Source organism: Clostridioides sp. ES-S-0005-03, from assembly GCF_020658455.1.
Classification (GTDB): Bacteria; Bacillota; Clostridia; order Peptostreptococcales; family Peptostreptococcaceae; genus Clostridioides.
Genome location: NZ_JACVWI010000005.1, coordinates 81985 through 106381, shown reverse-complemented (window position 1 = coordinate 106381; position 24397 = coordinate 81985). Strand labels below are relative to the sequence as shown.

The window sequence follows — 24397 nt, the reverse complement described above, 5'->3', positions numbered from 1 at the left end:
AATTTAAAATTAAATAATTTTAAAAAATAAAAAATAAAAAAATATAATTTAATATTTTTATAAATTTAGTAAAATATTAAATTATATTTATATTTTTTAAAAATTTAATTTATGCTATCAAATAGTTTCATTTCTTTTTCTAATAAAAAATTATCTTCTGATATATTGCTATTTATTGTTTCTATTATAGAGCTTCTTTCTAAATCAGATGTTAAATTTGATATTAGCTTTTTAAAATTTAAATGTCTCTTTTCTAATAATAAATAGATATCTTTATTTTGTTCAAATAAAGTATTTTTTTTATGAAAAGAAGATAAATTATCTTCTACTGCTTGTTTCTTTTCTGATAAATAGTTTTGCATATCTAAAAATGAAAAGTTCCCACTATAGTATAATAATGCATTTTGCTTTACAGAATCATAATTTTTCTTTAATAATATATTCTCTAAATTTATTGCTTTTTCTATTAAATAAATACTCTTAGTGGATTTTTTTTTATTAATAATTTGTTCTTTTTTTTCTATAGTTATGTCTTTTGGGAGATAATCAAATTTAGATAAAGAATCAGGTACAATTTTTAACAAAAGAAAAAATGAGAAGAAGATAAATAACATAAATATAATCTTTAATGTATTTCTTGATGTTGCACTTCTATTGTATAAAAACGTTTCATTAGTTTTATTATCTTTTTTAGTTGATTCAAATGGACTTTTGTATTTTATAACTTTGCCATTTTTCATTTTTAAAAATAAGTATTTTTCTTTATTTTTTTCTCTCATATTAGTTCCTCTCTATTATCTTAAATTAAAGTTTAATAAAAGAAATCCTTTAAAATGGATAACTATTTATTATATATCTTTGCATATGGGTTTGATAACTTTTAAAAGAGTAACAATATATAAATTCAAACATAATAACTCGTAAATGGTATAAGCTCTAATAATGTCAATATAAAGCTATTTTAGTTATAAAAACTATAGGCCTGTATAAGATAATACTATAAATTATAAGTTTTATAATATTTTAAAATATAGAATAGGAGAGATATTTATGAAAAAGATAAAGGGATGTATTATAGTAGGTGTTTTTATAGCTATACTTGCAATTATAGTAAATAATTTAGATATATTAAAAGATACAGATTATATAAGTACAAAATGTGCTTTTGATTTAGTAGAGGAAAAAGTACCTAAAGAAGCTATTTATCAAGGATATAAGAAAAATCAAGTAAAAGGAGAAACAGTGCTTTATTATGCTTATAAAGATGCAAGTCATATTGTTACATTATCACATCCAGAAAATGTAACAACAAGAGAAATAGATTGGAATGAAGTCTGTAAAATGAAATTTGATTAAGTTTAACAGATAAGGATTAAGTTTTTAAATATGTAAGTTTTTGAGTACATTTGTTTTTTAGGTTTTTAAAAAAAATAAACTTGACAAAAACTATTTTTTAGTATATTAATATAGGTTATTGTTCTGAGTAGTTATGAATATTCTGAAAATTGTTTGTTTTATTTTTTATAAACAACGAAAAGCTTGACTTTAGTTGAATAAATTAGTAATATATAAATATAATCATGTTGGTTAGCAATAAAGCAGAGAATGTCTATGGTGCTAAAACATATAAATTCAAATTAAAAGTGAATAGTCTATAAGTTTTATTTGAATGGAGAGAGGATAAGAATAAAATGCGAATAAGTAAAAAAAAATTAAATCAGACAATAGAAAAAGTTATAAGCAGAAATAAGGAAGAACTATATAAATATCGTGTTGATGAATTAAGTTTTCAATATGTAAATATAAAGAAAAACAGAAATAGAGAAGATTATGATATTATAGTCTCTATAGATGAAATAGAAGTTCCTTTATCTCTTATTCGAGACATAGTAGATGAAGCCTGCCAGGAGTTAGATATTAAAGTTGGTAGGACTTTTATAGAATTGTAGATATATATCTTATTAATAAAATATAAGTAGTGCAACATAGATTATGAATGTTTAGTGTAAAATTATTATCAAATAGTAATCTACACCTTTAAACTTTAGAGAGAAAGGCGTAGTTTTAATAAATATAAGTAATATGCTTCATCCTCAATGTTATTAATATGAGGATAGAATAAGAAAGTAAACTTTAACAAATTTTGTATTTAAATTTAGGAACTATATCCAAAATAAATATATAAAACCTCTCAGTTTTTGAGAGGTTTTATATATTTATTGAGTAAAGGTTGAAAAATCTTTTTAGATTTGGTAATATAAATATATAGAACCTATGTTTGAATTATTAAAACAAAAACACCTACAAGAGCTATTGTAGATGTTTTAATGGTATTTTTATAACTAATAGTTTAAGGTTTAATTACTAAGATCATTTATAAAAGTATCTATATATTCTTTGATTTTGAAAAGTCCATCAAGTTTAGTTTCGTCTTTCCATTCAGTTTCAACGATTTGTTCAATTAATTTTATTAGACTATCTTTTTGTTTTTTTGTTGCAGGTTCTCCATATATTAAAAAATCGTTATTTCTCAACAAATCTTCCAATTCATCTGCATTCTCAGATGGATGAGTTTGTTTAATTAATTTTATTAGATTATTTTTTTGTTTTTTTGTTGCAGGCTCTCCATTTATTAAAAAATTGCTATTTTTCAATAAATCTTCTAATTCATCTACATTTCCAGATGGAGGATTATATTTTATATTTTCAGATAGAGGATATACATTTAGTATTTTGTACAGTTCTGATCTATCTTGTCCTAAAGCATCTGACAAGGCACATGCAACTGACATAGATGGAGCTCTCTTATCTCCATCCTCGATTCTACATATATATGATGAAGATACATCTGATAATGCCCCCAACTCCTTGAAGGTTAATTGTTTTTCATTTCTAAGCTTTTTTATCCAATCTCCAAAACGAGTATCTGTGACTCTCTTAAGTCTATTGTAGAGTACTTTTATTTTATTATTAAATAAGCTTATTGCTCTACGTCTATCAACTTCATCAAGTTTTTCATCTATAGCAGGAAATACTTCTTTGTAGAGATTGTCTATTCTATTAAAAGTATCCTCTGAAAGATTTTTATTATTTAAAGTTGCGTTTATCTCATTTATTAAATTATTTATCTCTTCAATGTCTTCTAATTTAGCCATATCTTCCACAAATAAATCCCAGCGAGTAGATTTTATTGGAGCATATTTTCTTCTTAACTTTAAAATTCTACTATTTAAGATATTTTTTGTATCAGTATCAATTGAAGATTCCTTTAAAAATTTGGAAAGTTCTTCTATTTCTTCTAATTGTATAAACTCACCATTTTTACCTCTTTGCAGAGCATCATCAATCTTTTTTAATAGATCTTCCTTTTCTTTTAGTACTTTGTTTTCCTGTTTTATCTCTTCATACTTTTTTAGGAGTAGGTCCTTTATATCTTTGTCTATTTTGTCTATTTTGTGTAATTGCTGAATAGCGTTTTCTATTAAATCGTCGTCTATTATATCATCATTTTTAATTTTTTGGGCAAATTCTTCATTGAGAGTTAATAAGTCATTTAGATTCATATTATTGTTGGTTATAGACCAACATTCACCTCCTTATTATATTTTTATTAATTTTTAAGTTATAGTTTTTGCATTTATATATATTATACCACAATTAATCACGTTTAATATAAAAAATATTTTATTTTTAAAATATAGAAAAATAAACAAATATGAAAAATGAAAATTTTAAGAAAAAAGAATAAATATAAGAAAATAACGTAGAAATATGTAAAATACAGTAATATAAAAATAGTACTGAAATTAATTAAAAGTAATAATATAAGATGCCTTTAAATATTGACTAATAAGAACAAACGTTTTATAATAATAATGTACAGAATTATTCATTTAAAATAAGCAATAAAAAAGTTAAAGTAGACTATAATCTTAAATAATAAAATAGGAGATTATAGTTAATGAAAGAAAAAAATGTTATTATAGTTGAAGAAGAAAAAGCACCTAATTCAAGGGTTAAAATAGTCCTAATTAAAGAGGCTATTCGAAGATGCCCTACTGGTAAAACTCTTAATGTAAATGTTATTTGTAAAGAACTTGGAGAAATATTAGAAGAAAGATATCCAACAGAAGACTGTTTAGAATATCATTCTAAAAGGATGGGACTATTTTCCACGAGGGATATGGTTAAACAGATAAAATCCTATGTGGGCAAGAGTTATAATGGAGATTAATAATATTTTTAATATTCAACAAGAAATTTACTTTTTATAATTATATCAATATTTGAAATAATTATAAATATATTTTTACATTATATTTTTAAAATAATTTTTATATATAAAAAGGTAATTGTATTTAGGCAATTACCTTTTTATGTATAAAGAAGAATGATTTTATTATAAATAAGTATAATAATTTATACATAAGAAAGAAGAGGTTAACGAAATTGAAAAAAGATAATATTTATGACATAAAAAATACTTTAAGTGATATTGATCTTAATGTACTATATCATATATATATACATAGGTGCTTAACAATAAGACAAATATATAGAACTTTTTATATAAATGAATTTTCATTCAATCAATTTATAGATATAAAAATAAACTTTTTTATAATTAAAGATTTACTTGAAGAAGTTTTTTTTAATAAAAATAATTCTGCTTTGTTTCTGACAAAGATAGGTGTTGAAATTGTTAGAGAGAAGTTTTGTCTTGATGTAAATACTATCAATAAAGATAAAATTGTAAAGGGATATAATAGTTCATCAGATTTAAAATTACTATCTCGATTAATACCACACCAAATATTCTTAAATCAATTTGTTTTAGATTTTAATGTAGCTTTAGAGTATAAGCAATTAGACCTAAAGACAGAGTACTTTGATGAAAAATATGTTTCTCAATATCAAAATATTCGACCAGATGGGCTTTTAAGATTAAAAGACATGGATTTAGATTTGTTTTTAGAGTTAGACATGGGTACTGAGAGTGAAAAGCAGTTATCACTTAAATGGAAAAATTATAGAATGTTTTTAAATTCAACTGAATGGGATTTAGTAAGCAATAAAGTGATAGTCTTATTTATAGTGGAAAATGTTAAAAATGTAGAGAATAGGAAGAATGTAATTAAAAAAACTATTATAGATGAGATGTTGGACCTTCTTGGAGAGAAGTTTGAACTATTAGTCGGAACAAAAGAAGAACTTCTAAGAATAGTCTTTAACAATATTATACCCAAGTTAAGTAAAAAAGAAGAAGCATTTGAAAATATAATAAAAAGTAAACATGGATATTCTGTTTCAAAAGGTGAAAATCTAAAAGATAAATTAGGAGGAGATATTTATCCTTATTATATAAAGAAAACAGAGAAAGGTATTGAACATGAATTTTTAGTTGATTTTTATACTGGGAATCAATTAAATGTTGTTAGACGTATGGAGCTTTTAAAGAGAAATAGTTCATTATTTAATTATTATAACAAGAGAGATGTTAAATTAATAATTGTCTGTGAAGACATTGTTTCCAATATAAAAAAAGATGTGAATTTATCATCATCAGATGTGTTAAAAAATGAAAATATTTATTATACTACCATAAAAAGGTTAACTAAATTTGATTTAAAGACAGCCTTGTGTAAGATTGATGCTTTTAGCAGAATATATCATTTTTCTGATGATAATTTAAGTATACGATGTCTTGAAGAATCATAATAAATAGACTCTTTATTTAAAATAAAGAGTCTATTTATGTTATGAATTAAATATAAAATCGACCTTATCTAATACATCTTTTGGCAAAGGATTTATTAATAGTTTAGAACCAAATAAAAATTCTCTATCTTTCATTAAATTATTTTTTTCCAACAAAGATAAAACGTCTTCAAAATGTTTACCAATAATATCTTCTAACATATTAAAATTATAGTCTTTTAATAAACTCATCTGTTCTTTTGTTCCAAAACTTAGATTATTTAAAAAATCCCAAATGTTATTTAAAACCAACCCTGTTTTAGTATTAGGTAAGAGTTCTTTATATTTATTGTTATTACAATTAAAACTTCCTATTAATCTATCATTTTTATCTTTTAACAATCCATTTACTTTTAATACAGTGTTCATTCCTTCTTCTAATGTACAAGAATTAATACCTTTAACTTTTATGCAAGTCAATAATATAATAAGCTTCATCCCATTGTCTGTGTTAAGACAAATTACCTTTTTCATAAAATAACATCTCCAATCTAAACTTTTTAAAAAAATAAACATTTTTGAATTTAATGTATCTTAGATATTTTAAAGAAAAATATTCTAAATAAAAAAATAAAATCTAATAAGTTGATTTTTTATTTAAGAGATATTAAACTTTAAAAAGTTTTAAAAATAATGTCATAGTATATAATGTTTTAAAAGATTAAGAAGGAGGAAAATTAAAGTGGTTAAAATTTGTTTAGCTGTTGCATTTAAAGATTTAGAAGAATATCTAATTGATAATACTGAATATATTAAAAAAGAGATTGGGGAGGATGTGGAGTTTGTGGGAGAAGTTGTTTATAGAGAAGGTGTAATGCAATCTATAATTAACAACACTCCTGATATCTTGATTATTAGAGAGGGGTTGCCAGGTAAAGTTGATATATTAAGACTGGTACAAGAGTTAACTTTGTGTTTTCCTTTCCCTAAACTAAGAATAATTTTTATATCTAAAGATAGAAGAATTGGAGATGCTCTTCTTGCATCATTAGTCCAATTTAGAGTGTATGACATTATAGTAGGAAATAATATAGATGCTTTTTCCATTATAGATAAAATAATAAAACCAAATATATTAAATGATGTAGCTCAATTTTTACCAAAGATAAGAGAAACAGAAAAAAATACAAAATTATTTGAAGCTCAAGATTTAGAATTAATAAAAAAAGCAAGTGAGATTAATCAGGTTGTAAAGAAAGAAATAAAGCCTTTAAAATCAATAAAAAATATAGAGTATCATGATAAAAAAATTCCAAAGGATTGTTCAGAAGAGAAAATAATATTTGAAGGAGAAATAGAAAATGAAATAAAAGAAGAAGAGTTAGTAATAGAAGATGAACTAACAAATATAGAAAAAGAAGAAATAGTAATAGAGGATGAAGAAGATATAGTTATAGAAGAAGAAATAGTAATAGAGGATGAAGAAATAGAAGAAGAAGTAGTGATAGAAGAGCTAAAAGATAATGAAGTAGAAGAAACAGAAGAAGTAGTAGTGATAGAGGAAGAAGAATTAAATATAGAAGAAGACTTAATAGAAGAAGAACTAATCAATATAAATGAAAATTTAATAATAGATGAAGATATAAATACAAATGAAGAAAAAATTAATATAGAAGAAGATGTAATTGAAATAGAAGAAGAACTAATAGTAGAAAACAAAGAGGAATTAAATATAGAAAAAGAAACAGAAATGAAAGGCTATTTAAAAGAAGATGTTTCAGTAAAAGAAGATAAGAAACAAAAAAAAGAAAGGAAGATTATTAAAAAAAATAAACCATTGAGAAATAAATCTTCTTTGGCTAAAAGTAGTGAAGAAAAGTTTACATATGTAAAAAAAACAAACCAACAAATAATAAGTTTTTTAGGAGCTAAACAAGGGGTAGGTAATTCTCAATTATCTTTTAATGTAGCTGTTGATTTGGCAAATAAGGGATTAAAGGTATTATACATTGATTTAAATGAGAGAAGCTCAATAAATGATATTTTCTATTTAGGATTTGATGAAGTTGGAATTGATACAGCATTAGAAGGTATAGATAAGAATGATTATATTTTAATTGATAAAAGTATTGTTACAATAAATAATCTTTTAAATGAATATGAACTCTTATATAAGAGTTATTTAAAATTTCCAAAGACATTAGAATTCTTGTTTTTCTCTCAAAAATATGTAGAAGAAAAATATGAAATTCCAATTAATAAAATAAAGGACTTAAACCTATATTTAATTATGCAAAAAGGATATGATTTTATAATAATAAACGCAACAAATGATATGCAGAATGAATTATCAGAACTTCTTTTAATATATTCAGCAAAGATCTTTTTTACAATCGCACAAGATGCATCTATTATAAAAAATAATCTATTACAAACTAAAATAATGGATGAAAAAGGAATAAATTTTAGAGAGAAGTTCTATTATTTATTAAATAAATATGATAATTCAAACTTTAATAAAGATCAAATTTATGAGTGGGTGTCTGATTCTTTAAATTTAGAAGGTTTCCCTATTATAACAATACCAAATTTAAACAGAGAACTAATAAATTCTAATTTTAATGGATTACCTTTAATTTTAGAGAATAAAAAAAATAAAGAAATGAAAAAATCTTTTTTAGACATCTATAATGTAATAATAAAATAATAAGAAAGGGTTTAATTTTTAATAATGAAAAATATAAAAAACAAAGCTAATATATTACTACAATTTTCTCTTTTTGTACTATTTGCAGGGGGTGTATTCTTTTTCACTCAGTCTCAAGTAAAACCTGTTGCAGTTTACCAGTATAGTAGAAATATTCAAGAGAATACTGTAATCCAAAAAGGTGATTATATAAAAACATTTAAACCAAAAGACATTATAACAGAAAGCATGATTACAAATGAAAAAGATATTAATGGAAAGATATTAACCACAAATGTATATCGTTCAGAATATGCAATTAAGAATAATTTAGAAGACCCAGCTAAACTTGATGAATTTGCAAAGATAGATTTATCTAATCTTAGAAAAGTATCTATTCCCGTTGAAATGAAAGATGCAGTTGGAGGCAACTTGAAAAAAGGAGATAGGGTTGATTTAACTTTTGTTAAACAAGGGGATTCAAAAAATAATGATACTTCTGATAGTTTTACATATGCAAAGACATTTATGCAAGATGTTCTTGTTTATAATGTTGTTGATGATGGGGGTAAAAAATATGTAGACCAAACAGAAGGGACTCAAGCTTTGGCCAATGAAAAAGGGGAAGTAGTTGAAAGTGGCTCTTTAAGTATTGTTACTGTAGCAGTTACAGCACAACAAGCAGAAGAAATATATGCAAGACATAAAGATGGAGATATTGGAATTATTGGTAGATTTAAAGAGAGTCAAGACACAGGAACTTCTGGGTATACAATAGGAGAATATAAAAATATAAAAACACAAGAATCAAGTCCAGAAAATTAATATTAATAAAAAATGTTATTAAATAATTTATTTAATAACATTTTTTTTATGTAAGTAAAAGAAAAGTAATTATTTTTTATATATTATATAAGATATATTATTACAAGTAATTAACTAAGACAGGTTAAATATTACACATAACTATTTTTTTTAATATAGTAAGATGTAATATTCCAAAAATAGATTATATAAAAAAATAGGGGTGAAGAAATGAAAAAAATATTATTGTCTATTGGACAACCAACGCTTGATAATAAAATAAAAATTGATGTTATTCCCAAAGTAGGTATGGAGTTAGTTGGAGAAGTTGAAAATAAAGAATATCTAATTGAAAAGATAGAGGAAACAAATCCAGATTTATTAATAATATCTAAAATGCTAAAAGGGGCAGGATTAAGTATATTAGAGTTACTTTTAACAATAAAAAGAGAGTATCCAAAACTAAGAATAATCTTTTTAGCAGGAGAAGTCGATGAAAAAAATAAAGAAAAATATAAAGAATTGGCAGTGTTGGTGAAAGCTGGTATATATGATATTTTACATAAAAAATCAATTAAGCCAAGAGAAATAGTACATTTAATAGAAAATCCTAATACAAGAAAACAGGTAGAATATTTATTAAAATATGAAAAAGACAATGTTATTTATGAAGATGAAATAGTAGAGATAGAAGAAGAAAAGGAAGTTAAAGACTTAGAAAAAGAGGGATATAAAAATGTGTATGTAATTTCATCTATTAAGCCAGGTACAGGTAAAAGTTTTTTAAGCACAAATATTGCTACTAATATTGCTAAGTATGGAAGGAATAAAGATGGTTCTCGCCCAAAAGTAGCAATTGTAGAATCAGATTTACAAAATTTATCAGTAGGAACTCTTCTTCAGATTGAAGATAATAATAAAAATTTAAAAAATGTAATGGAGAAAATAGATACAGTAATAGTTAATGAAGGAGAGTCATTAGTTGATGATCCACTTAAAATAAAGTCTGTAAATGAATATATCCGAAGTTGTTTTAAGCAATATAAAAACTGTAAAAACCTATGGGCATTAACAGGTTCACAGTTCACAATGGAAGAAATAGAAAATATAAAAAATTATCATTATACTTATTTAATAGAAAACATATTAGATGATTTTGATGTTATTATTATAGATACTAATTCAGCACTGGACCATGTTTCTACATATCCTCTTTTAAGACTTTGTAATACTGCTTATTATATATTAAATTTAGATTTTAATAATATAAGAAATAATAGTAAATACAAAGAGACTTTAGAGAACATAAATGTGCTTAATAAAATTAAATATATACTGAATGAGGATATAGATAAAGATTATAAGATTTTAACTGGAGAAAGCATGCTTGAAGAATTGACTTTTAAATCAGATATGCTTGAGGAGAATGGATTTAATGTGATAGCAAAAATACCAGAAATCCCTAAAGAGATTTTTCTAAATAGACTGTATCAAGGCATTCCAATTGTATTAGATAACACAAACTATACTCTAAAAGCGAGACTTGAATTAGCTAAGGTAGCTAAAGAAATCTGTGAAATAGAAAATTTTGATTGGTTATACAAAGAATACCAAAAGTATAGAATGAGTATAAACGAAAAGCTAAATAAAACAAAAAAGAAAAAATTTTCATTGTTTGGCAAAAAATAAAAAAAGAACTATATAGTTCTTTTTTTTATTTTAGTATAGTCATATTTTTTATTATATAATTTTCTTTTTTTTATATAATATATAAATTTCAAAGAAAGGAGACAAGTAAAAATATATGGCTATTAATAAAGAGTTCCATTCCTTCAATAAAGATATAGTTAAAAATATAGGTTCAAATAAAAAAGGAAACAGCTACCTATTTGACTATGATGAAGCGTATGAACTTTTAAAAGTGAATGAAAATTTTAAGTCTGCCATGTCTGAAGATGTAGATTTAAAATTAGAAAATAAAAATAAGATAATAAAAAAAGATAAGAAATACTTTAGAGAAAAAAAGAAAAGCTATATGGATATGGTAGTTTCGACGATTAATTCAAGTGGAATTGAAGTAAGGGGGTATGAAAATGAATTACAAAAGCTTGCTTTAGAAATGGTTGAGGATTTATTTGGATATTCCACTATAAAAGAACTAATGTACGATGAGAAAGTTACAGATGTATATTGTCTTTCAAAAAACAAGATCTATTATGAGAGAGAAGGTTCAGAAAGTCCAATAAAATTTAATAAATCATTTAAGTCAGATGAACATTATAAAAATTTTATAGAACGATTATTAAAAGAAGCAGATAAATCCATGCTCGATAATGGAGAATTTAAAAGTATAGACTTTGATTTATATGAAGATAGATATAATGCTTTGTCTACAGCTATTAGCCCTAATGGATATGTCTTAACAATCAGAAAGCATAGTGAAAACCACATAAAACTACCTCAAATCATAGAAAAAGAATGTATGACACAAGAAGTGGCTGATTTTATTGGAACTTTGATAAGAGGGGGTTGTAATCTTATCATAGCAGGTATAACTGGTTCAGGTAAAACAACTACAATGAGAGCTCTTCTTGATTATTTTGTAGCACAGATGAATAGAAGGATGCTGGTTTGTGAAGATACAAGAGAATTGTTCCCAGAAAATGACCATACTCTTGAGCTTGTTACCAGCGAAGGATCCGATGAAAAAGATAAATCTAATATTAATTTAAGAGATTTAGTCAAGATAGCACTTAGACAAAAGCCAAGATATATTGTAATTGGGGAGGTTAGAGGTGTCGAAGCTGAGTCTGCTGTTGAAGCAATGGAAACTGGCCATGCCACTATTTTTTCTATGCATGCAGGTACAGCAATTGACGCTATAAACAGATTGGTAACTAAATATCTAATGCAAATGCCAACATTAGGAGTGGATGTCGTAGAGCGTATTATTGGGTCAGCCTTAGATTATATATTAATTCAAGATGACATACCAGGAATTGGTAGGAGAGTTACTTCTATAACAGAGATAAAGTTTGACAACAATACACGTAGAATAATAACAACTCCTATCGTAAAATTTAATTTTAGAACAAAAGATTTTGATTTTAAAAATAATTTATCTGAAGAAAAAGCAGATAAGATGCTTAGAAAAGGAATAAAAATAGAAGAGTTATCTGGATATATGGCAGATGAATGGACTGCTTAAAGATATACAATTTTTTATTATAAAAAAATAATATGTATATATTATATAAAAAGAGGTGATTTATGTTTGAACAAATATGTTTTATTTACAATAATAACATTGCTCTTATATATAGCAACAGCTTTGGTTTTAAGTAAAGTAGCAAATAAAAATAAAGAAATTAAGATAAAATCAAGGTTTGGGAATAAACATTTTAGATCTTCAGATGTCTCTGTAAAAAAACAGATAGAAGAAAAAATGTCCCAAAGAGCAAGTATTAAGAAAAAATATAAAGTGGAAACAACTTGTTTACAAGCTGGATATAACATCAATTATGGAGAATATAGTGTCATATGCATTGCTATGGCTATCTCACTACCACTTATAATGATGATTTTACTAAAAAATATTATCTTAGCTATAGTATTTATTTTTATAGGATATTCTGTTCCATGGCAATTTTTTAAAACTTTATCTAATAAAAGGGTAACAAAGATGGAATCTCAAATAGGCTCTTTTATTAGAATTATTATCGAAAGATATAAAATAAATAAAAACATATCTAAGTCCTTAGTTGAGACTTTACCAGATTTTAAGGGAAGTGAGCCTCTATACTCTGAATTAAAAAAATCAGTAGTTGATATCGATTTAGGTACGCCAATTGAAGAAGTTCTTTCTTCTCTTGCAAGAAGAACAGGTAGCAAATATCTAAAACTATTTAGTAATTATTATGAAGTATCAAGTATGTTGTCTTCTCAAGAGTCGAAAATAAAAATTTTAACAACATCTTTTTACCAATATGAAGATAATCGAATAATCAAGCGAGACTTGAGAAAAGAAATTATGGGGCCTGTTAGAGAATCATATATAATGGTTTTTGCTATTCCAGTGTTAATGATATATCAGTCTTTTGTCTCTGATGGATATCTGGATTTTATGATAAATGAAAAAATAGGTCAAATGGGATTGACTGGTATATTTGTTTCTATTTTATTATGCGTTTGGTTTATAAATGCTAAAATAGGAGCTCCATTAGATTAAATAGTTTTAAGAAAGGAGTAATATTAAAAATGGATGTTAACATGTTAAAATGGTTATCTGCATTATGTGCATTTTTAATCTTTATACCACTTGTAAGAAATATATTGAGAATTCTTTTTTCAAAAGAAGATGAATCTTTACATAAAAAAAGATTAAAACAGTTACAAAAAACAGAAAAACGAAAATCTGAGCAAGAAAAAAATAAAGAATTTATAGAAAAAATAACAACCCCTGTATCAACATATATTCTTCCTAAGATTGACAGAAAGAAAGATTTAACACAACTTGAGAAGGACTTAAAAATGTGTAATTGGGATAAATATTTTACTCCAGCTACTTTTATAAGCTTAGATATAACTATGAAAATATTAGCAGTTATAATTGGGTTAATTGTATATAGTATAGCTAATCTAATGTTAGCATTACTATGGGGGTCTATTATATTTTTTATATTAAATTTTTTGTTAAAGAATGCAGTCAAGGAGAAAAGATTAAAGATATTATCTGGATTTCCTGACTTTATAAATGTTGTTCAAGGTTTTTTAGTTTCAGATATGACGCTTGTTAAGGCGATAGAAAGCTCAATACCATACACAGGTACAGAATGGAGTAAATTAGCCCAAGAATTTGTCATTGATAGTAAAACAAATTCTCAAGAAAAATGTATTGAGAATATATATGAAAAAATAGATATTTTCGAAGTAAGGGAATTATGGTCTTTAATTAAATTAAATTCAGAACAAGGAATAAATATAAAAGAATGTTTTAGCAATCAAGCCAAAAAAATAACTGATTTAAATATGGAATTAATTCATAAGAAAATAAATACAAGACAAATTATGGCTACCTTAGTCCAAGCTCCATTACTACTATTATTATTAATAGCAATATCTTTACCTATGATTTCTCAAATGCTTATACTTTAAAACCAATTTTAGTTATATATATAAAATAAATTAATATAATAAAAAAATAAAAAAAAGGAGGAAAGGAGTTTAGCCACAAACTCTAAAAAAATATATGAATAACCAAATATTAATAAAAACAGAAAGTTGTAATACAAACAAATGCAGTGCTTTTTTTAAAGGGTTGTCTCAAAAGAAAAATAATTTCTTGACTAAAAGTACATATAAAATTAAAAATCTTTTAACAAAAGAAGATGGACTTATAGACAGAAGTAAAAGAGCCATGGCTGGGGAAGATGGAATGGAGCTTTTACAGTTGGTTATTATAATATCTGTTGTTTTAGTTATAGCCACTGCCGTATTTTTACTTAGAGATAAGATAGTTGCCTATTTTGGAGATGCAACAGGTGAAGTAGATAAACTGAAAGTAAAATAATAACTACTATATAAAATAAAAAGAACATTCATAATGAATGTTCTTTTTATTTTATATAGTAAAAGAAATAATACTATTTATATTATAATACTCCAAAAAATTATAAACATACAAAAATAATAGTATTATTAGTTAATAAATATTTATAGAAGGGATATTTAAGATTAGATGCTAAAAGTGATTAAAGATAAACTTAAAAATAAAAATGGGATGGTTTTTATTGAGTTCTTAGTTGGATTTTTAGTTTTTATATTTATTTTTTCATTCTTTTTTGATTTATTTCAAATAGGAAGTAAGAAATTTGTTATGACTCAACAAGCTTCTCAGATAGTAAGACAATTAGCAAAGCAAAGTGGGATCCAAAGCCAAGTACCTTTAAATTATCCAGGAGGAGGAGGTTCTTATTTAACATCTTCTCAGTTAATTAAAGTCACAGAAAATAAATTTAAAAAAATTGGAGTTAAACCTGAAGATTGGTCAATTGAAATAATCTTAAGAGATAAAGCACAGGCAAATGGAGAAAGAGTAATTTCCTTATCTGACACATCTAATATAAAAGCAGATTATAGAGATAGTATTGGAATTAGATTTACATACAGTTATAACTGGGGATTATGGTCTCAACTTGTACCTGGAGATTTTAATAAAACTACCAATGTAGATAAATATGCGTTTTGTGAATACAAGCATAACTATTCAAATTGGAAAGGAGAGGAAGATTAATATGGGGATAGAATTAATTTTATCAAAAATAAAAAATCGTTTAAATAATAATAATGGTAGCATAGCTATAGTAGGATGTGCATTAATACTTGTATTTGTCACAGTAGCAACAGGATTTTTAAGTTTGTCTAATTCCTCATGGGTTTTAAATGAAGTACAATCTATAATGGATTTATCAACAACTAATGCTTTGCAACAATCAATTAACAATGAATATCTTAGACAAGAAGTAATAAATGTATCAAATTCTGATTCTTCAATAAGTAATGATGGAGTTTTAAATGTTAACAATAAGCTACTGAGTGATGTTATTAGTACATCTTTTAGAAAAGAGTTAAATAGACAGGTAGGATTAACTCCATTTATTCAAAAAATAGATATTAATTATTTAAAACCAGAATTCGTTTATGAAAATTGGGGCCTTAATTATGCAGGAGACTCAAATAAGGAACGACCTCAGCTAATTTTAGATTCTATTGTTCAAATTACATTAAAGAATTACAGAGAATTTGATAATTTAGGCTCCTATATAATAAATGAATATAATGCAAGAGATAATGGTAATATGAAAATATCTGTTGAAGGAAAAACAGGAGATGGGAATTTAATTTTGACAATTAGAACTTTGTCAAGATTAGTGTACAGATAAAGTTATGTATAATAATTTTGATTACCTAAAAGAAGTAGAAGCTGTTTTTTCAAATCCTATAGTTGTAATTACTTTAACTTTATTTCTTTTATTTGCTTCTTACAGTGACTTTAAATATTTAAAAATTTATCATAAATTTAATTTTATATTTTTTTTATTAAGAATGGTATTTGTTTTCTTACCTGTATTTTCTTTGCCTCTAACATTAAGTAATATTAATGGTGCTATATTTGGATTCTGTTTGATGTATATACCAGCTATGCTTTGTGGAGTTTCAAAGGGTGGAGACATTAGATTTGTTTCTATCCTTGGGTTATATTTAGGATTTCCTCTACTTTTGAATATGCTATTAATGACCTATAGTAGTATAATAATTTATTTAATTGTAAGAAAATTTATTTTAAAAAAGAATGTAACCAATTTAGGGATACCATTGGCCCCATTTGTATTAATTGGATATGTTATGAATTATGTAATTTTTTTATGTATATTTTGTTGACTATAAACAATATTTTTATGAAAAAAGTTTGGTAATCTTTACTTATTATAATTAAAATGGTAGAATTAAAATAAAAAGGAAAGGAGATGGGTTTTGTTATGATAGAAATTAGAAATTTAGAAAAAGAATATATATTAGGAAATAACTGTGTGAAAGTAATAAACAACATAAACTTGACCATAAATAATGGTGAATTTGTTGCTATTGTTGGTTCTTCTGGAAGTGGGAAAACAAGCCTGCTTAATCTTTTGGGAGGGTTAGATAAACCTTCAAGTGGAAATATATTTGTACAAAATAAGGATATAACTAAATTAAAAGACAAAGAAATGAGTGAGTATAGGAGAGATTTAGTAGGATTTATATTCCAAGAATTTATGTTAGAAGGGAATAAAACAGTGCAAGAGAATCTCATGATGCCACTTATTTTTTCAAAAGTAGAAAAGAAAGAAAGACTCAATAGAGTAAAAGAATCTTTAGATAAAGTAGGAATTAAGGATAAATTAATGTGTAAAGCAAATGAGCTTTCAGGTGGGCAAAGGCAAAAAGTAGCAATTGCAAGAGCTTTAATAAATGAACCTAAAATTTTATTAGCAGATGAGCCTACTGGAAATTTGGATAGTAAAAATGGAGAATTAATAATTGATTTACTTAAGGAGTTAAATAAGAATAATAATTACACTATTTTACTGGTTACACACAACATGGAACAAGCTTCTCAAGCTGGACGAATAGTTAAGATTAGAGATGGAGAAATTTTATGAAAATAATTGATTATCTTAAATTATCATATTCTAATTTAAAGAAAAGAAAAATTAGAACATTAATAAATATCTTTTCTATAGCTATAGGAGTTACATTAATAGTAACTCTTGTAAGTTTAGGTAGCGGGCTAAAATCTTATGTAATGTCACAAATAAAAGAACTTAATAACTTACAACATGTGTCTGTTTATAATACTAAAGTACAATCATCCGAAGAATTAGAAAAAAAATTAGCCAAAACAGATGCAAATGGGGATATAGATGTAGAAAATTTATATGAGAAAAAGAAAATAAATGATACAGTTATTAATTCATTATCTAAAGACAAAAGAATTTCACAACTATTAGTAAAATATGAAACTGAATTAACAGAGACACAATATGGAGATAAGAAGATAAAAGAAATAAAAGCTGTTTCATATGATAAAGATTTTTATCTAAAGAGTGAGAAAGCGAGTCTTAAGCAAAAAAAAGAAGCTGACAACAGTTCTCTAAGTTATATATTAGAAGGACGAGAATTAAACAATAAAGATAAAAATGCAGTAATGTTACCAGAAAGTTTTGTAAAAAACACCTTGGGAATAGATAATCCTAAGGATATTATAGGGAAAGAGATAAACTTAAAGTCAGTTCTACCAGACTTTGATAAAGATAAAATATTTGATAGAAAGGCTACTATAGTAGGGGTTATAAACAAAAAATATTATCAACCAAGCTTTGTTATCTCTAAAGATTTAATGACAGATATTAAAAATTTTGAAGAAGGTGGAAATAAGTCATTAAAAGAAAGAGGAGCAGATGTATTAGAACTTTCTATCACTAAGCTTGAAAATGTAGAAAAAGTAGTATCATATATAGAACATAGTTTAGGATATACAACAGAAAGTGTTCAATCTGTTGCAAAAATAATTGAGAAAATATTATTAGGAATAAATATAATTCTATCTGTAGTAGGGATTATTACTATATTAGTAGCTTCTCTTGGCGTAATTAATACTATGATAATGTCTATTAATGAAAGAACAAAAATGATTGGTTTAATGAAGGCAACAGGGGCTTCAAAAATAGATATATTATGTTTATTCTTGGTAGAATCTTCGGTTATTGGATTACTTGGAGGATGTTTAGGCTCATTTTTATCTTATTTTAATTTATTAGGAATAAAGGGGATAATAACTTATATTTTAGAAAGCCTTGAAATTAATCAAGTATCTTTTTTAGATAAAATTGTAAATATGAATCTATCAATAACAATTTTAACTATTTGTTTTGCAGTAGTTTTAACTATGTTGGCAGGATTATATCCTTCAATAAAAGCGTCAAAATTAAATCCAATTGAAGCTCTTAAGTTTGATTAAAAAATTAATAAAGAAAGGGATGTTTCTAAAAAAAGTGTATTTTAGAAATGAAGGTAAATTTATATGAAAAATATATTTAATTTTGGGAGAAAGAAAAATACTGGTAATGAAAAAAATAGTATTGAATTAAAAAAAGAAAAAGTAAACTTAAGAAAAGATACAGTAAGTAAGATATGTTTAACAAAATCTGATTTTAATGATATTAAAAATATGAAGTTTGATGTAACATTAGTATTAGATTGTTCTCTATCAACATCTGATCTATTTGAAAACGGAACGATACAAGATATATTTGAAAGATTATTACCAATTTCCTTATCTTTTGATAATGATGGAATGCTTGATGTTTGGTTGTTTAACGATGAAGCTTATCAATTGACAAGTATAGATATGAATAATTTATTTAATTATGTTAAAGATGAAAAACTTTTTAAAAAGTATGTTCGTGGTGGAACAAAATATGCTCCTGTAATTAAAGAAGTAATCAAAGAAAAAACAGAATTAAATGAAGCAAAGAACCCAGTTTATGTAATATTTATAACAGATGGAGATAATTTTGATAAAAAAGAGGCTGAATTAGTAATTAGAGAAGCGTCAAATAAGCCTGTATTTTTCCAATTCATAGGAATAGGAAAACGAAAATTTAATTTCTTAGAAAAGTTGGATGTTATGGAAGGCAGAGTTGTAGATAATGCAAACTTATTTTCATTAAATGATATAAATGATATTTCAGATGAAGAATTATATGAAAGGGTTATGAAAGAGCTTCCTGAGTGGGTTAGAGAAGCTAAAAAGAAAGGTATATTTTAAATGAATGATGTATACATCAAAAAAAGTATTAAGAAAATTTCATTGAATGATATTATTTTTTTAAGAATTACAAATTTTGATGCGTATGGAAACATAATAAACATAAAACTATACCAAAAAGTTAATAACAGATATAAGCCTGTTGACATGCTGGATATTCCTTTTCCAATAATAAACAATATTAATACAAGTTCTTTATATAAATCTGTTAGTAAGAAAGAAGAAAGTAAAATAATTAATAAACTGAATATGCTTAAAAAAAATATACTTAAAAAAAATTCTTTTAATTTAGACTATATTAAAATTGGTATAATATGCGACATATATTATATATTAGGTAGGGATAAAAATTCTGATTTCTATGGTCTAAATTCTATAAAAGTAAATGAAATTGGAAAGATAGTAAAGATAGATGTTTTAGATTATAATGAGATAACTTATGTTTTAATAGATTTATTAAAAGATGAAAATATTGATGAAAGACTGTTTTTAATTGATGTTAATAAATTTTCTTTTATAAAGAAAGTTAAGGATTATTATGTTGTATCGTTTTATAGTTTACTTTCAAAAGAAGAAAATGAGCAATATGTAAAAAAAGACAATTATTTAATATTAATGGTTAAAAATAATTCATTCCAAATAATACTATCTGAAGAAGCTAATATAATGGGTATTTTAGATAAAAAAGATTTTAATGTTGTAGATGAGTCTTTTTTAAAAATGATACTTTAATGAAAGATTTAATTATAAAATGTGTAAACTGATATAATATAAGATAATAAAAATACTATAACACCTTTAAGGTGTTATAGTATTTTTTAGTTAACTTTCATTTTATAAATTTTAGGGCTTTCAAAAGCTAATTTTAAGTCATCTGTTAAAGTTATTTTATCATAATCAAATTCTTTAATTAAAGAAATCCTACTATTTTCATCAATAAAAAATAAAGTAGGGACATTTTTTATTGATGTTTCTTTTATAAAACTCAAGTCTTTATCAACCAAGATAGTTTTAGGCTTCTTTAAATTTAAGTTTTCATAATAATCATTTATTTCATCATTAGTGCTTTTTATAAATAATGGTATGTATATAATATTAGTGTCTTTTACTACTTTATCTATTAACATACTTGTCTTTTTGCAGAATGAACAATCTGTTTTATTCACTGATAATATTACTTTTTTACCATTTAGCTTATTAAATTCAAAAGTATTACCATCAGTAGTATTTAGAGTCAAATTAGAAACACTATTTCCTATGTTTTTCAAAGCTAAGTCCATTTTTTCAAATGTTGGGTAGTTCGCTTTTAATATATTCATTCCTTCTTCTGTATATTCTAATAATTTATCTTCAGAACTTTTAATAGTCTGTTTAACTTCACTTTTATGTTTAATAGTCTCTTTGTCATTTGTTTCATTAGAACATCCAGTTAAAATAATAGTCGATAAGCATAGAATCAGACCTATTATTCTTTTAATATTCAATAACATCACCTCGATTATAAAGTATTTAATAATATTATATAGTTTTTGTTGTTTATAAACAATAAAAAACTTAAAAATACATATAATATATCAAAATTAAAACAAAGTACATAAAAATATGTTTTAAAATAGGGAGGATATTATGATAGTAAAGAGAAGAATGAAATTACAAGAATTAGATGGAGAAGATGTAATAGCTATGAAAGCAGTTGGAAATTTCGAGAAATTTTTACATTCTTATTATAGCCCACATGGTTTTTCATATGTAAATAGTAAGAACGAATTCGTAACAGATAAAGAGTATTACAAACTTTTATTAAACTCAGGTAAATGTATAAAAATGGGCGATTTCATGATTTTTAAAGAGGGGTATCATGAAAGTTATGAAGAATATGCAAACAAATATTTAAGTGAAATTAATTGTGAATGTAGTTTTGATTTGGCAGAGTTAAATAGCGTTTCTAATTTTGGAGTTGTAAATTCTACAATAGATATGGTTAAAAGAAATCTATATCCTAAAGAGAGAGCATTTAAAATAATTGAAAAATACTTTAGAAATCCAGGATATGCACAAAATATTTTAAATTTAATATAATATATTTAACATAGTCAATATTTTTAATAAAAATATTGACTATGTTTTTTAAAAAGATAGCATCATACAAAAAATCTATTTTAAATTTTATTTATTAATTATAAAATACAAATAATTAATAAATAAAATTTAAAGGAGATAAAATAATTAATGCCTCTTGAAACAAAAAAAATATTAAATTATTCAGATGGTGTAAAAAGAGAAAAAGAATTTTATACTAAAGAAGAAAAAGAAAAAGTAGCTTATGCTAATAATAAATTAATACACCATGTCATAAAACAATTAAATACAAACGTCGCTTCGCATGATGAACTTTATAGTGTTGGTCTTGTGGGGTATGCAAAAGCACTTGAAAGTTTTGATAAGAGAAGAAATGTTAAGTTTTCTACATATGCGATAAACTGTATAAGAAATGAAATATTATACTTTCTTAGAAAAGAAAATAATCATAACAAGAATACAATATCTTTTAATAAAGTACTTTCAGCAGATAAAGATGGGCATAATTTGGAACTTGAGGATATTATTTCAGAGGATGAAATCTCTAAAAAAAGGTTTGAAGATAATTTAGTGGATAAGGAAGATCGAGCAACGATACTTAAAGCATTAGAATTTTTAAAGGAAGAAGAAAGAATTGTTATTATATATAGATTTGGATTAAATAATGGAATTATAATGACTCAATCAGAGATTGGGAAAATGATAAATATGTCTCAAGCTAATATATCTAAAATACAAAAGAGTAGTATAGATAAATTAAGGCTTATACTTGATAAAAATATTTACTATAAACAATAAAATAGCCAAAAAAATATAATGAAACACTCTAAAGTTATATAAAAAATAAAAATGTATATTATAAATAGATTAGATTATCTAATCGAAAAACTTTGGAGGTGTAAAAGATAAATATGAATGCAGTTTTAATTAACTCAAAAAAAATAGTCCTTATGTTTATGTTAAGCCTAATGATGTGTATGACTTTTTTACAAACTAATAAAATAGAATCCTATGCTGGTAATGATATAGGAGATGTTAAGGTTGAAGTTAATGGGAATGGAGGTTTAAGTGTTTCTGGAGGAGGTATGGATTATAAAGATGGAGCTTCTTCTTGGAATGGTTTTTTAGGGAAAATTAAATTCTTTGTAGTTGGTCTTTCAGGAGTAGGTGCTCTTATCGGACTTGGGAGCTTAATTTTCCATTTTAGTAAACTGGCTTCAACAGCTACTAATCCTCAAGAAAGAAGTAAAGTTTTAACTGGTATTATGTGGTCTGTTATAGCAATGGCTGGATTAGGATCTATATCTATTATAGGTGGATTCTTCTATGGAATTTTAAAATAGGACGAATAAAAAGACACTATTAACAAATTAATAGTGTCTTTTTATTATATTATTCAGCTTATATTTATTAATAAAAGAAGTCCTTTATATAATAAACAATAAAATTTATTTAATATAATAAAAACACCAAAAATTAGAAAGGAGTTTAAATAATGCCAAGAGTAAATTTAATGCCACCAGACACAAATGAAGAAGAAAAGGCCATTGGAGGATTAATTACTTTTAACCAATTTTTTTGGTTATTAGGTGGTTTTGTTTTAGGGATAATAACATATTTAATAATCATTTATTCAATTAAAATGCAATTTATTGCTATTCCAATGGCTATTATCGTATTTTTATCAAGTGCACCATTTGCCTTTTTTAAAAAACATGATATGCCTTTATTTAAATATTTAAATATAAAACGAAAATATAATAAAAAAAATAAAAAACTAATAAATAGGAGGAAATTAAATTGATTATAGTAATGCTGTTTTTTATATTATTTGTAGTTGGATTAATAGGTTTTGCTTTTTACAAGATTAAAGAGACTGATCCAAATAGGGGGAATGGAGCTTCTAAAAATAACTATTATGCAGATAATGCCCAAGATGCATTGATGTTTGAGGATATAAGAGATAATGTTATCCATCTTGGAGGTCATCAGTACCGAGCAATTATAAAATGTAATTCAATTAACTATAATCTTAAAACAGATAAAGAACAAGCTGTTATTGAAATAGCTTTTCAAAGGTTTATAAACTCGTTGTCTCATCCAATTAGCTTATATGTACAAACTAAAGAAATAGATAATTCAAGAGTAATGGACCTTTTTCAAAAAGATATAGAAAAGACAGTAGAAGAATTCCCTTTACTAAGAGATTATGCAATTTTAAACATAGATGATATGAATAATATGTTTTTTGAGATTGGAAACAACAAAGAAAAAAATAAATACATAATTGTACCCTTTAATGATTCCACAACTCTTACAAACTCAGATGATGATGAAAAGTATGAATATTCCTTAAAAGAAATATATGGTAGATGTCAAAGAATTATTGATGGGCTTACATCAGTAGGTCTTAAGTCAGAAATATTAAATACATATGACCTAATAGATTTACTTTACTCAACTTACCATAAAGATAATGCATCTCAAGTTAATAATATTCTTAATGGAGAGTTTTTATCGAGAATAGTAACAGGGGAGGACAGGTTAAATAAAATATCTAATAATCCAGAAGCTACTCTTGATTGGATTTTATATGAAGCTCAAATTAGATTAAAAACAGAAATCTTAGAAAATAAGATTATTGAAGATGCTGATAAAGAAAAAGCAACTGACTCTATGATAAAAATAGATAAAATTAGAAACTCAATTGCAGGATTCTATAAAAGCAATGAAAATGCAAATTAGATTGGAGGAATAAAAAA

General features: G+C 24.6%; 27 protein-coding genes. 23 read left to right on the top strand and 4 right to left on the bottom strand.

Features of this window, described 5'->3' with window-relative positions:
• Positions 1 to 104 precede the first annotated feature (104 nt).
• Complete coding sequence (locus IC218_RS16810; protein ID WP_227824988.1) at positions 105 to 779, bottom strand: hypothetical protein; 675 nt, start codon at positions 777 to 779, stop codon at positions 105 to 107.
• A 271-nt stretch (positions 780 to 1050) separates the two neighbouring features.
• Between IC218_RS16810 and IC218_RS16805 the strand changes: the two genes are divergently transcribed.
• Both IC218_RS16805 and IC218_RS16800 read left to right on the top strand, forming a co-directional pair.
• Positions 1051 to 1356 (top strand): hypothetical protein, encoded by a 306-nt coding sequence (locus IC218_RS16805; RefSeq protein WP_227824987.1) that lies wholly within the window; start codon positions 1051 to 1053, stop codon positions 1354 to 1356.
• Between the two features lie 335 nt (positions 1357 to 1691).
• A complete protein-coding gene (locus tag IC218_RS16800) occupies positions 1692 to 1949 on the top strand; it encodes a hypothetical protein (protein ID WP_227824986.1) in 258 nt (85 codons plus the stop codon).
• 408 nt (positions 1950 to 2357) lie between these two features.
• Here IC218_RS16800 and IC218_RS16795 read toward each other — a convergent pair whose 3' ends face one another.
• Positions 2358 to 3563 carry a helix-turn-helix domain-containing protein gene (locus IC218_RS16795; RefSeq protein ID WP_227824985.1) on the bottom strand — a complete coding sequence of 402 codons (1206 nt, stop codon included), beginning with the start codon at positions 3561 to 3563 and terminating at the stop codon, positions 2358 to 2360.
• 398 nt (positions 3564 to 3961) lie between these two features.
• On the opposite strand from IC218_RS16795, the gene IC218_RS16790 reads away from it, so the two are divergent.
• Both IC218_RS16790 and IC218_RS16785 read left to right on the top strand, forming a co-directional pair.
• Positions 3962 to 4234, top strand: a complete 273-nt coding sequence (locus IC218_RS16790) for a hypothetical protein (RefSeq protein ID WP_227824984.1) — start codon at positions 3962 to 3964, stop codon at positions 4232 to 4234.
• Positions 4235 to 4449: 215 nt separating this feature from the next.
• Positions 4450 to 5718, top strand: coding sequence for a replication-relaxation family protein (locus IC218_RS16785; protein WP_095903729.1), 1269 nt, complete (start codon positions 4450 to 4452; stop codon positions 5716 to 5718).
• A 39-nt stretch (positions 5719 to 5757) separates the two neighbouring features.
• On the opposite strand, the gene IC218_RS16780 is transcribed toward IC218_RS16785, so the two are convergent.
• Positions 5758 to 6231, bottom strand: coding sequence for a hypothetical protein (locus IC218_RS16780; RefSeq protein ID WP_227824983.1), 474 nt, complete (start codon positions 6229 to 6231; stop codon positions 5758 to 5760).
• 208 nt (positions 6232 to 6439) lie between these two features.
• Between IC218_RS16780 and IC218_RS16775 the strand changes: the two genes are divergently transcribed.
• The 14 genes from IC218_RS16775 (at position 6440) to IC218_RS16710 (ending at position 20288) form a co-directional block, all read left to right on the top strand.
• The gene (locus IC218_RS16775) at positions 6440 to 8404 is read left to right on the top strand and encodes a ParA family protein (RefSeq protein WP_227824982.1); all 1965 of its coding nucleotides are present in this window, start codon (positions 6440 to 6442) and stop codon (positions 8402 to 8404) included.
• Between the two features lie 24 nt (positions 8405 to 8428).
• On the top strand, positions 8429 to 9208 hold the full coding sequence (locus tag IC218_RS16770) for a Flp pilus assembly protein CpaB (RefSeq protein ID WP_227824981.1): 780 nt from the start codon (positions 8429 to 8431) through the stop codon (positions 9206 to 9208).
• 210 nt (positions 9209 to 9418) lie between these two features.
• Positions 9419 to 10876 carry an ATPase gene (locus tag IC218_RS16765; protein WP_227824980.1) on the top strand — a complete coding sequence of 486 codons (1458 nt, stop codon included), beginning with the start codon at positions 9419 to 9421 and terminating at the stop codon, positions 10874 to 10876.
• A gap of 115 nt (positions 10877 to 10991) precedes the next feature.
• Positions 10992 to 12395 carry a CpaF family protein gene (locus IC218_RS16760; protein WP_227824979.1) on the top strand — a complete coding sequence of 468 codons (1404 nt, stop codon included), beginning with the start codon at positions 10992 to 10994 and terminating at the stop codon, positions 12393 to 12395.
• 66 nt (positions 12396 to 12461) lie between these two features.
• Positions 12462 to 13415, top strand: a complete 954-nt coding sequence (locus IC218_RS16755; protein WP_227824978.1) for a type II secretion system F family protein — start codon at positions 12462 to 12464, stop codon at positions 13413 to 13415.
• Between the two features lie 29 nt (positions 13416 to 13444).
• Positions 13445 to 14341, top strand: coding sequence for a type II secretion system F family protein (locus IC218_RS16750; RefSeq protein ID WP_227824977.1), 897 nt, complete (start codon positions 13445 to 13447; stop codon positions 14339 to 14341).
• Between the two features lie 163 nt (positions 14342 to 14504).
• On the top strand, positions 14505 to 14756 hold the full coding sequence (locus IC218_RS16745) for a hypothetical protein (RefSeq protein ID WP_227824976.1): 252 nt from the start codon (positions 14505 to 14507) through the stop codon (positions 14754 to 14756).
• A gap of 168 nt (positions 14757 to 14924) precedes the next feature.
• On the top strand, positions 14925 to 15479 hold the full coding sequence (locus IC218_RS16740) for a hypothetical protein (protein WP_227824975.1): 555 nt from the start codon (positions 14925 to 14927) through the stop codon (positions 15477 to 15479).
• Position 15480: 1 nt separating this feature from the next.
• Entirely contained in the window at positions 15481 to 16128 is a 648-nt protein-coding gene (locus IC218_RS16735; protein WP_227824974.1) for a hypothetical protein, read from the top strand.
• 4 nt (positions 16129 to 16132) lie between these two features.
• Entirely contained in the window at positions 16133 to 16627 is a 495-nt protein-coding gene (locus tag IC218_RS16730; protein ID WP_227824973.1) for a prepilin peptidase, read from the top strand.
• 98 nt (positions 16628 to 16725) lie between these two features.
• Positions 16726 to 17388 carry an ABC transporter ATP-binding protein gene (locus IC218_RS16725; protein WP_227824972.1) on the top strand — a complete coding sequence of 221 codons (663 nt, stop codon included), beginning with the start codon at positions 16726 to 16728 and terminating at the stop codon, positions 17386 to 17388.
• Positions 17385 to 18746, top strand: a complete 1362-nt coding sequence (locus IC218_RS16720; RefSeq protein ID WP_227824971.1) for an ABC transporter permease — start codon at positions 17385 to 17387, stop codon at positions 18744 to 18746. Before IC218_RS16725 ends, IC218_RS16720 begins: the two co-directional genes overlap by 4 nt.
• A gap of 63 nt (positions 18747 to 18809) precedes the next feature.
• Entirely contained in the window at positions 18810 to 19556 is a 747-nt protein-coding gene (locus IC218_RS16715) for a VWA domain-containing protein (RefSeq protein WP_227824970.1), read from the top strand.
• Positions 19557 to 20288 (top strand): hypothetical protein, encoded by a 732-nt coding sequence (locus tag IC218_RS16710; protein ID WP_227824969.1) that lies wholly within the window; start codon positions 19557 to 19559, stop codon positions 20286 to 20288.
• 86 nt (positions 20289 to 20374) lie between these two features.
• On the opposite strand, the gene IC218_RS16705 is transcribed toward IC218_RS16710, so the two are convergent.
• Positions 20375 to 21040 (bottom strand): TlpA family protein disulfide reductase, encoded by a 666-nt coding sequence (locus IC218_RS16705; protein ID WP_227824968.1) that lies wholly within the window; start codon positions 21038 to 21040, stop codon positions 20375 to 20377.
• Positions 21041 to 21182: 142 nt separating this feature from the next.
• Here IC218_RS16705 and IC218_RS16700 point away from each other — a divergent pair, with 142 nt between their 5' ends.
• The 5 genes from IC218_RS16700 to IC218_RS16680 all read left to right on the top strand — a co-directional run bounded on the left by IC218_RS16700 (position 21183) and on the right by IC218_RS16680 (position 24380).
• Entirely contained in the window at positions 21183 to 21635 is a 453-nt protein-coding gene (locus IC218_RS16700) for a hypothetical protein (RefSeq protein WP_227824967.1), read from the top strand.
• Between the two features lie 150 nt (positions 21636 to 21785).
• Complete coding sequence (locus IC218_RS16695) at positions 21786 to 22433, top strand: sigma-70 family RNA polymerase sigma factor (RefSeq protein ID WP_227824966.1); 648 nt, start codon at positions 21786 to 21788, stop codon at positions 22431 to 22433.
• Positions 22434 to 22546: 113 nt separating this feature from the next.
• Entirely contained in the window at positions 22547 to 22978 is a 432-nt protein-coding gene (locus IC218_RS16690; RefSeq protein ID WP_227824965.1) for a hypothetical protein, read from the top strand.
• Positions 22979 to 23130: 152 nt separating this feature from the next.
• Entirely contained in the window at positions 23131 to 23439 is a 309-nt protein-coding gene (locus IC218_RS16685) for a PrgI family protein (RefSeq protein WP_227824964.1), read from the top strand.
• Positions 23436 to 24380 carry a hypothetical protein gene (locus IC218_RS16680; RefSeq protein ID WP_227824963.1) on the top strand — a complete coding sequence of 315 codons (945 nt, stop codon included), beginning with the start codon at positions 23436 to 23438 and terminating at the stop codon, positions 24378 to 24380. Before IC218_RS16685 ends, IC218_RS16680 begins: the two co-directional genes overlap by 4 nt.
• Positions 24381 to 24397 lie beyond the last annotated feature (17 nt).

Bases quoted from the DNA above. Each gene is read 5' to 3' on its own strand.
- IC218_RS16810 (WP_227824988.1), bottom strand. From the start codon at position 779: ATGAGAGAAAAAAATAAAGAAAAATACTTATTTTTAAAAATGAAAAAT.
- IC218_RS16805 (WP_227824987.1), top strand. From the start codon at position 1,051: ATGAAAAAGATAAAGGGATGTATTATAGTAGGTGTTTTTATAGCTATA.
- IC218_RS16800 (WP_227824986.1), top strand. From the start codon at position 1,692: ATGCGAATAAGTAAAAAAAAATTAAATCAGACAATAGAAAAAGTTATA.
- IC218_RS16795 (WP_227824985.1), bottom strand. From the start codon at position 3,563: ATGAATCTAAATGACTTATTAACTCTCAATGAAGAATTTGCCCAAAAA.
- IC218_RS16790 (WP_227824984.1), top strand. From the start codon at position 3,962: ATGAAAGAAAAAAATGTTATTATAGTTGAAGAAGAAAAAGCACCTAAT.
- IC218_RS16780 (WP_227824983.1), bottom strand. From the start codon at position 6,231: ATGAAAAAGGTAATTTGTCTTAACACAGACAATGGGATGAAGCTTATT.
- IC218_RS16770 (WP_227824981.1), top strand. From the start codon at position 8,429: ATGAAAAATATAAAAAACAAAGCTAATATATTACTACAATTTTCTCTT.
- IC218_RS16765 (WP_227824980.1), top strand. From the start codon at position 9,419: ATGAAAAAAATATTATTGTCTATTGGACAACCAACGCTTGATAATAAA.
- IC218_RS16760 (WP_227824979.1), top strand. From the start codon at position 10,992: ATGGCTATTAATAAAGAGTTCCATTCCTTCAATAAAGATATAGTTAAA.
- IC218_RS16750 (WP_227824977.1), top strand. From the start codon at position 13,445: ATGGATGTTAACATGTTAAAATGGTTATCTGCATTATGTGCATTTTTA.
- IC218_RS16740 (WP_227824975.1), top strand. From the start codon at position 14,925: ATGCTAAAAGTGATTAAAGATAAACTTAAAAATAAAAATGGGATGGTT.
- IC218_RS16735 (WP_227824974.1), top strand. From the start codon at position 15,481: ATGGGGATAGAATTAATTTTATCAAAAATAAAAAATCGTTTAAATAAT.
- IC218_RS16730 (WP_227824973.1), top strand. From the start codon at position 16,133: ATGTATAATAATTTTGATTACCTAAAAGAAGTAGAAGCTGTTTTTTCA.
- IC218_RS16725 (WP_227824972.1), top strand. From the start codon at position 16,726: ATGATAGAAATTAGAAATTTAGAAAAAGAATATATATTAGGAAATAAC.
- IC218_RS16720 (WP_227824971.1), top strand. From the start codon at position 17,385: ATGAAAATAATTGATTATCTTAAATTATCATATTCTAATTTAAAGAAA.
- IC218_RS16715 (WP_227824970.1), top strand. From the start codon at position 18,810: ATGAAAAATATATTTAATTTTGGGAGAAAGAAAAATACTGGTAATGAA.
- IC218_RS16710 (WP_227824969.1), top strand. From the start codon at position 19,557: ATGAATGATGTATACATCAAAAAAAGTATTAAGAAAATTTCATTGAAT.
- IC218_RS16700 (WP_227824967.1), top strand. From the start codon at position 21,183: ATGATAGTAAAGAGAAGAATGAAATTACAAGAATTAGATGGAGAAGAT.
- IC218_RS16695 (WP_227824966.1), top strand. From the start codon at position 21,786: ATGCCTCTTGAAACAAAAAAAATATTAAATTATTCAGATGGTGTAAAA.
- IC218_RS16690 (WP_227824965.1), top strand. From the start codon at position 22,547: ATGAATGCAGTTTTAATTAACTCAAAAAAAATAGTCCTTATGTTTATG.
- IC218_RS16685 (WP_227824964.1), top strand. From the start codon at position 23,131: ATGCCAAGAGTAAATTTAATGCCACCAGACACAAATGAAGAAGAAAAG.